Consider the following 6,918-nt stretch of genomic DNA (forward strand, 5'->3'; position numbering starts at 1 on the left):
TCCATCGCGATTGGGCAGATCAGAGTTACTGTCATCTTGATGTTGTCACCTGGCATTACCATCTCTACGCCTTCTGGCAGTTCGATAGTACCGGTCACGTCAGTTGTACGGAAGTAGAACTGTGGACGGTAGCCTTTGAAGAATGGGGTGTGACGACCACCTTCTTCTTTAGACAGGACGTAAACTTCTGATTCGAACTTGGTGTGTGGAGTGATTGAACCAGGCTTAGCCAGTACTTGACCACGCTCTACTTCATCACGCTTGGTACCACGCAGCAGGATACCGCAGTTCTCACCGGCACGACCTTCGTCCAGCAGCTTACGGAACATTTCTACACCAGTACAGGTAGTCTTGGTAGTGTCGTGGATACCCACGATTTCTACTTCATCACCAACTTTGATGATACCGCGCTCTACACGACCTGTTACTACAGTACCGCGACCAGAGATTGAGAATACGTCTTCGATAGGCAGCAGGAATGGCTTATCGATATCACGCTCTGGCTCAGGGATGTAGGTATCCAGTGCTTCAGCCAGTTCGATGATCTTGGCTTCCCACTGAGCATCGCCTTCCAGAGCTTTCAGAGCAGAACCCTGAATTACTGGCAGGTCATCACCTGGGAAATCGTACTCAGACAGCAGTTCACGAACTTCCATCTCTACCAGTTCCAGCAGCTCTTCATCGTCTACCATGTCACACTTGTTCATGAATACGATGATGAAAGGTACACCTACCTGACGAGACAGCAGGATGTGCTCACGAGTCTGTGGCATTGGGCCGTCAGTAGAAGCTACTACCAGGATTGCGCCGTCCATCTGGGCAGCACCGGTGATCATGTTTTTAACATAGTCAGCGTGACCTGGGCAGTCTACGTGGGCGTAGTGACGAGTTGGAGTGTCATACTCGATGTGAGAGGTATTGATGGTAATACCGCGCTCACGCTCTTCTGGAGCGTTATCGATCGCTGCGAAGTCACGCGCCTCACCACCGTAAGTCTTAGACAGTACAGTTGAGATAGCAGCAGTCAGAGTGGTTTTACCATGGTCCACGTGGCCAATGGTACCCACGTTAACGTGGGGTTTACTACGTTCAAATTTAGCTTTAGACATGGTATTGCCTCAATCTAAGATTTTCTGGTGGTGAAACCATATATAGTGAAAAAGTCCGATGCAAATGAATGACATCGAACAGATTATAAAAGGCAGAGGTAAAATTTAAGATAGGCTGGTGCTGATAGGCAGATTCGAACTGCCGACCTCATCCTTACCAAGGATGCGCTCTACCACCTGAGCCATATCAGCATGCAAATTTGGAGCGGGCAGCGGGAATCGAACCCGCGTTATCAGCTTGGAAGGCTGGAGTAATACCATTATACGATGCCCGCGCAACCTACTTAAGGCTACCTACTTACCTTGAAAATGGTGGAGGGAGAAGGATTCGAACCTTCGAAGGCGGAGCCGTCAGATTTACAGTCTGATCCCTTTGGCCACTCGGGAACCCCTCCGATAAAATTGGTGCCGGCACCAAGAGTCGAACTCGGGACCTACTGATTACAAGTCAGTTGCTCTACCAACTGAGCTATGCCGGCACTTCATTTCGGTAGCGGATATTAGGTAAATGTTGGGGCGAGTGCAATAGGAAATTGGCTTTTTTTCGAAAAAAAGCCCTGAATGGTGCTTTTTTACTCTGACACTACGTAGGTATTCAACTCCTTCTTAACCCTCTGTACACGGGATAAACAATTCGGCTTGGCATAGGGATTTTTTATTGTTCATGAATAATTCATGGTGTACTGTGCCTTGCCTGAGCAGAGGAAATCAGATGACAACAGCCAACTCAATTCAACAGGCATTATATATGCCGTTTCACCGCCAGCAATGGGCTGAACTTCGCGAGTCGGTGCCTTTGACCTTGAGCGAAACCGAATTGAAAAAGCTGCGGGGGATTAATGAAAAGGTTTCCCTCACTGAAGTTACCGACATCTATTTGCCCCTCAGTCGTCTGCTTAACTTGATCGTTGGCGCCAAGCAGCAAAGAGGTTTGGTGTTAAATGAGTTTTTGGGGCAAACCCCGGCCAAGAGTCCTTACATTATCAGTATTGCCGGCAGTGTCGCCGTTGGGAAAAGTACCACAGCCCGTATCCTGCAGGCACTTTTGAGCCATTGGCCCGAACACCCTAAGGTCGATCTGATTACTACGGATGGTTTTCTCTACCCGCTGGCCGAGCTGAAACAAAAAGGGTTGTTGCAGCGTAAAGGCTTTCCGGAAAGCTATGACATGAAACTATTGGTGGAGTTTATCGCTGCCATCAAGTCAGGCGCCGAATTGGTCGAGGCTCCGCTATATTCCCACATCAGTTACGACCGTCTCCCCGAAGTGCAGCAGGTCAGACAGCCGGACATTTTGATCCTGGAAGGCTTGAATGTACTGCAGACAGAGCTGGATTCTCCCGTGAGTATCAAGCGGCCATTTGTTTCTGATTTCGTGGACTTCTCTATCTATGTAGATGCGGACGAATCACTGCTGAAGCATTGGTATATAGATAGGTTCCTGCAGTTCCGGCATACGGCTTTTGCCAATGAGCGCTCCTACTTCCACCACTATGCCAAGCTGAGCGATGCCGAAGCCAAATATATAGCCGCCAATATCTGGGACACCATCAATGGCCCGAACCTGAATCTGAATATTGAGCCCACCCGCGAGCGGGCACATCTTATTCTGAAAAAGGGTCAGGACCACCTGATGGATAAAGTGCTGCTGCGAAAATAATCAAGCGCCGCGTAAGCTGATTTCCCCGCCGACAAAATGCTGTGGACCCGTTTCTGTCTGTAGGATAACGCCACCTTGCTCATCCACTCCCAGGTAGTGGCCGCTAATCTGCTGCTCACCCAGCAGCAATTTGACCTGTTGACCGGCAAAGATATCGGCACTCTGCCACCTGGTGCTGAATGCCGCCAAGCCTTGGGTTTCAAACAGCTTGAGATCTTTCAATAGCTGTCGGTGGAGATTGATAGCCAACTCAGTCTTGTCCGGCATAGATTCAAGCCCACTGAGATCGCTCCAGGGTTGATCCAGTTGTTCACCCAGTTCAGCTGGCATAGCCATATTCAAGCCTATCCCGATCACCAGATCGCATTCGCTGTCGGCAGTACCACTCATTTCAATCAGCACACCGGCAAGTTTACGGCCATCGAGATAGATATCGTTGGGCCACTTCACTCCCAAACCGGCAATACCGAAAGACTCCAACACACTAACCAGTGAACAGGCAACCACCAGACTCAAGCCCATCGCCTGAGAAAGGCCTTGAGAGAACTGCCAGTACATAGAGAAATAGAGGTGACTGCCGTAGGGCGACACCCACTGGCGTCCTCTACGCCCTCGTCCGGCCGATTGGTACTCGGCAATACAGAGATCGCCATTACTCAATTCATCGACATGGTTGAGCAGGAATGTATTGGTACCACCGAGTTCATCAAAGTAGAAACAACGGTTATCTATAGCGGAAAGCAAACGCGGCTTATCAATAAGGTGCAGGCTTCTCGCCAACTTATAGCCTTTACCTTTCACGCTGAAGATATCGATCCCGAAGGCAGTCAAGGCACTGATATGTTTGCTGACAGCCGTACGGCTGATACCGAGCTGTTCGGCCAGCTTTTCGCCGGAGACAAACTCCCCCTGCTGCAACAGCTGTAATATTTCCCGCTTGCGCTTCCACTGTTCGGTCATCGTCAGAGACTCCTCTCTCCTGTTGCCGCAAAAATTCGCGGTTCGGGCTGCAATTCTACACCGAAGCGCGCTTGCACTTGCCTGATAATTTCCCGCGCCAAATTAGCCACATCCTTACCCTTGGCGCCACCTTTATTCACCAGAACCAGGGCTTGCTTATCATGGACTGCTGCCGCTCCCATCTGGAAACCTTTCAAACCTGCCTTATCGATAAGCCAGCCTGCGGCCAACTTAACAGTACCATCCTGCTGAGCATAACCCACCAAATCAGGAAAGCGTTCGGCCAACTTAAGATAGTCGGCAGCAGCAACCACAGGATTCTTGAAAAAGCTGCCGGCATTGCCAAGCACTACAGGATCCGGCAGTTTTTCCTGACGAACCTGACATACCCGCTCAAAAATCATGGTCGCGGTCACCTCTGTCTCTTCAGCAAGCGACTGCAACGGCCCATAACTCAGTTTGGGCTGCCAGGCTTTAGGCAATTTCAAGCCGACAGAGGTGATCACAGCCTTACCCTTGAGCTCATTTTTGAAAATTGACTCACGATAGCCAAAATCACAATCAGCGGCCTCGAGACGAGTTAGCGCGCCGGTCTGCAGGTCTAGATACTCGACCCAGTCACACAACTGACACAGCTCAATTCCATAGGCGCCTATGTTTTGAATAGGCGCTGCACCAACTGTCCCCGGGATCAGAGCCATATTCTCAAGCCCCGGCATCCCCAGCTTAAGCGTTTCGCAAACCAAATCGTGCCAGTTTTCACCGGCGGCAACCTTTAGATAAAAATGCTCTTGATCCTCACAGACATCGATTCCCTTGGTACCGATTTGAATCACTGTCCCTTGATAATCTTCAAGCAGCAATAGATTACTGCCACCACCGAGGATCAGCATAGGGGTCTCATCGCCCTTATGCTGCATGCAAGCCTGGACAAGCTCCGTGGTAGAACTCACTCTGATGAGTTCCCGACAGCAACAGTCGATTCCAAAAGTGTTCAAAAATTTAAGGGAGTGGACTAGAGTTGGCATCTAAAGCTTTCACTGCAAATAAAAGCAGCATTGTAACGGGATTAGCCTGCTATTTCAGCCGTAAAACACCCATAAGCGAATAACGGTTAGTTAAAGGCGTGTATGGGTTTATATGTATCCAGCGGCAAGCTACTCGGCTGCTACCGAATCAAAGCTGGATTAAGGCAAATCTCACAGGCCCTAAACGCAAAAAAGCCACCTTATTCAGGTGGCTTCTCTACTTAATTGGGCGTCTGGCGATGGCCAGCTTCGAGCAAGCTCTCCGCGTTCGTCTGGCGCATCAAACTGAGTTTGATAAACGCGACAACCTCACCCTACTCCACATGGGATTGTGCCTCACTACGTTCGGACTCTTTATCTTCCCCATGTGAGAGTGGACATTTCAAAATGCAATTAAAACGAAAAATCCCCAACACAAAGTGCTGGGGATTTTCATTTTATTAGGCGTCTGGCGATGACCTACTCTCACATGGGGAGACCCCACACTACCATCGGCGCGATTGCGTTTCACTTCTGAGTTCGGGATGGGATCAGGTGGGACCACAATGCTATTGTCACCAGACATATTCTTACTGGTTAATTGTCCGTCTGACGGTATTGTTTCCTCGCTACGCTGCTCATGTACTTCAGTACACTGCGCGGCTCGCTCGTCACGGCTTTGTCAGCCAAACAATTACCTGCGTCATTAACCTTTATTCTTCAATTCAGAAAGCTGTGCTCTTCTTCAGAGCCTGAGTTCAAACTTCAATCAAGTATCTAACTTCTTCAAGTCCGTAAAACCCATCTGGGTTGTATGGTTAAGCCTCTCGAGTCATTAGTACAGGTTAGCTCAACGCCTCGCAACGCTTACACACCCTGCCTATCAACGTCCTGGTCTCGAACGGCTCTTCAGAGGGCTCTAGGCCCTAGGGATGACTCATCTTGGGGCTCGCTTCCCGCTTAGATGCTTTCAGCGGTTATCGATTCCGAACGTAGCTACCGGGCAATGCCATTGGCATGACAACCCGAACACCAGCGGTTCGTCCACTCCGGTCCTCTCGTACTAGGAGCAGCTCCCCTCAATCATCCAACGCCCACGGCAGATAGGGACCGAACTGTCTCACGACGTTCTGAACCCAGCTCGCGTACCACTTTAAATGGCGAACAGCCATACCCTTGGGACCGACTTCAGCCCCAGGATGTGATGAGCCGACATCGAGGTGCCAAACACCGCCGTCGATATGAACTCTTGGGCGGTATCAGCCTGTTATCCCCGGAGTACCTTTTATCCGTTGAGCGATGGCCCTTCCATTCAGAACCACCGGATCACTATGACCTGCTTTCGCACCTGCTCGACGTGTCTGTCTCGCAGTTAAGCTGGCTTATGCCATTACACTAACCGTACGATGTCCGACCGTACTTAGCCAACCTTCGTGCTCCTCCGTTACTCTTTGGGAGGAGACCGCCCCAGTCAAACTACCCACCAGGCACTGTCCCTAACCCCGATTAGGGGCCCAGGTTAGAACATCAACACTACAAGGGTGGTATTTCAAGGTTGACTCCAACAAGACTGGCGTCTCATCTTCATAGTCTCCCACCTATCCTACACATGTAGGGTCAATGTTCAGTGCCAAGCTATAGTAAAGGTTCACGGGGTCTTTCCGTCTAGCCGCGGGTATACGGCATCTTCACCGCAATTTCAACTTCACTGAGTCTCGGCTGGAGACAGCGTGGCCATCATTACGCCATTCGTGCAGGTCGGAACTTACCCGACAAGGAATTTCGCTACCTTAGGACCGTTATAGTTACGGCCGCCGTTTACCGGGGCTTCGATCATGAGCTTCTCCGAAGATAACCCAATCAATTAACCTTCCGGCACCGGGCAGGCGTCACACCGTATACGTCATCTTGCGATTTTGCACAGTGCTGTGTTTTTGATAAACAGTTGCAGCCACCTGGTATCTGCGACTCCCGTCAGCTCTGAGAGCAAGTCTCGTCACCAACAGGAGCGTACCTTCTCCCGAAGTTACGGTACCATTTTGCCTAGTTCCTTCAGCCGAGTTCTCTCAAGCGCCTTGGTATTCTCTACCCGACCACCTGTGTCGGTTTGGGGTACGATTCCTGCTAACCTGAAGCTTAGAAGATTTTCCTGGAAGCATGGCATCAACCACTTCATCCCCTT

4 protein-coding genes, 4 tRNA genes and 2 rRNA genes are annotated in these 6,918 nt (G+C 50.2%); 1 reads left to right on the plus strand and 9 read right to left on the minus strand.

Features of this window, described 5'->3' with window-relative positions:
- From tuf to ACMHXI_RS10730, 5 genes are all read right to left on the minus strand, one after another.
- A partial coding sequence (gene tuf / locus ACMHXI_RS10710) for an elongation factor Tu (RefSeq protein WP_345882319.1) occupies positions 1–1,109 on the minus strand: 1,109 nt, incomplete at its 3' end.
- A gap of 116 nt (positions 1,110–1,225) precedes the next feature.
- Positions 1,226–1,301 (minus strand) — tRNA-Thr (locus ACMHXI_RS10715).
- A gap of 9 nt (positions 1,302–1,310) precedes the next feature.
- Positions 1,311–1,384 (minus strand) — tRNA-Gly (locus ACMHXI_RS10720).
- A 35-nt stretch (positions 1,385–1,419) separates the two neighbouring features.
- A tRNA-Tyr gene (locus tag ACMHXI_RS10725) sits at positions 1,420–1,504 on the minus strand.
- A gap of 8 nt (positions 1,505–1,512) precedes the next feature.
- Positions 1,513–1,588: transfer RNA gene (locus ACMHXI_RS10730), tRNA-Thr, on the minus strand.
- A gap of 233 nt (positions 1,589–1,821) precedes the next feature.
- Between ACMHXI_RS10730 and coaA the strand changes: the two genes are divergently transcribed.
- Positions 1,822–2,769: a type I pantothenate kinase gene (coaA, locus tag ACMHXI_RS10735; protein ID WP_208184356.1), complete on the plus strand. Its 948-nt coding sequence runs from the start codon at positions 1,822–1,824 to the stop codon at positions 2,767–2,769.
- Here coaA and birA read toward each other — a convergent pair whose 3' ends face one another.
- From birA to ACMHXI_RS10755, 4 genes are all read right to left on the minus strand, one after another.
- Complete coding sequence (gene birA / locus ACMHXI_RS10740; RefSeq protein ID WP_144133383.1) at positions 2,770–3,729, minus strand: bifunctional biotin--[acetyl-CoA-carboxylase] ligase/biotin operon repressor BirA; 960 nt, start codon at positions 3,727–3,729, stop codon at positions 2,770–2,772.
- Between the two features lie 2 nt (positions 3,730–3,731).
- Positions 3,732–4,757 carry a UDP-N-acetylmuramate dehydrogenase gene (murB, locus tag ACMHXI_RS10745; RefSeq protein ID WP_208184355.1) on the minus strand — a complete coding sequence of 342 codons (1,026 nt, stop codon included), beginning with the start codon at positions 4,755–4,757 and terminating at the stop codon, positions 3,732–3,734.
- A 446-nt stretch (positions 4,758–5,203) separates the two neighbouring features.
- Positions 5,204–5,319: ribosomal RNA gene (gene rrf / locus ACMHXI_RS10750) — 5S ribosomal RNA — on the minus strand.
- Positions 5,320–5,550: 231 nt separating this feature from the next.
- Positions 5,551–6,918, minus strand: a 23S ribosomal RNA gene (locus ACMHXI_RS10755); the annotation flags it as partial.

Origin of the sequence: Shewanella sp. BJSY2023SW005 (genome assembly GCF_047314585.1) — a bacterium.
Lineage (GTDB): Bacteria > Pseudomonadota > Gammaproteobacteria > Enterobacterales > Shewanellaceae > Shewanella > Shewanella algae.